Here is a 1127-nt window from a genome sequence, read left to right on the forward strand (position 1 = left end):
TAGAGCCACGCACGCAATATGGCACTATTGAAGCTTCTTATTTTGATCGCTCAAAAGGGCAGCAATGCCAAGTCAAGCATCAGACAGGGGTTAGCGGTCCCGTGCGGCGTTTACGGACTTGTTACACTTGTGAGGAGGAAGCACGAGCTGCTGCTGCATCAGAATCAGACCGACTTTGCCGTGCTGTGGGCAGTGGCTCCTTGACCTTAGAGGGACGCCCTGAAATCATGGCGGATCAACCTCTCATCCTTCAAGGGTTTCGCGGCGAAATCAATGGTCCATGGAAAGCCGCTACCGTCACCCACCGCTATGAAAAACAAAGCGGATACACAACAGAAATCACACTTGAGGCACCAGACAAGGGAAAAGAAAGCAATGAGAACACTGAACATGCTAAAAACAGAAAATCCAAGAGATAATTTTGCTTCTTCTTTTCGTCAACTTCCCCATAATATTGAAGCTGAACAGGCATTGCTTGGAGCAATCCTGATTAATAATAATGCACTCGATCGCGTTTCAGACTTTCTCAAAGCAGAACATTTTTTTGAAACGCTACACCAAAAGATCTTTGAGATTGTCTTACAAATTATTCAAAAGGGTCATCTTGCAAACCCAATTACAATCAAGCCCTATATCCAAATGGAAGAAAAAGTTGGAGATATTACTGTATACCAGTATGTTGTTCGCTTAGCCACAGAGGCAGTCACTATTATTAACGCTGAAGATTATGGACGCGTCATTTACGATCTGTTTATCCGACGCTCTTTGATTAATCTTGGCAATGAAGTTGCCAATACAGCTTTTGATGCGCCTGTAGAGCTCACGCCTACCCAACAAATTGAAACGATTGAAAATCAGTTATTTGAATTGGCAGAAAAAGGAAAATATGGGGGTGGGTTTGAAAACTTTGATACAGCCATTGCAAAAGCACTTAACATGGCAAGCGCTGCAAAAAAGCGTTCCTCACAGCTCTCAGGGATAGCTACCCATATCAAAACCCTTGATGAAAAAGTGGGAGGGTTACAAGCATCTGATTTGATTATCCTTGCGGGGCGCCCTGCTATGGGGAAAACCTCTCTAGCGACCAATATTGCTTTTAATATTGCCAATGCTTGCAAGCGTCATGA

General features: G+C 43.8%; 1 protein-coding gene and 1 pseudogene. Both read left to right on the forward strand.

Annotation, left to right across the window (positions count from 1 at the left end; genetic code table 11):
• Positions 1–419, forward strand: a pseudogene (locus ACFILT_RS05960) (late control protein); the annotation flags it as partial.
• The coding region (locus ACFILT_RS05965) for a DnaB-like helicase N-terminal domain-containing protein (RefSeq protein ID WP_375679736.1) at positions 376–1127 on the forward strand (752 nt) is incomplete at its 3' end. The pseudogene ACFILT_RS05960 and the gene ACFILT_RS05965, both read left to right, overlap by 44 nt.

The sequence above is a fragment of the Bartonella sp. AP7XZML genome, from assembly GCF_042195745.1.
Taxonomy (GTDB): Bacteria; Pseudomonadota; Alphaproteobacteria; order Rhizobiales; family Rhizobiaceae; genus Bartonella.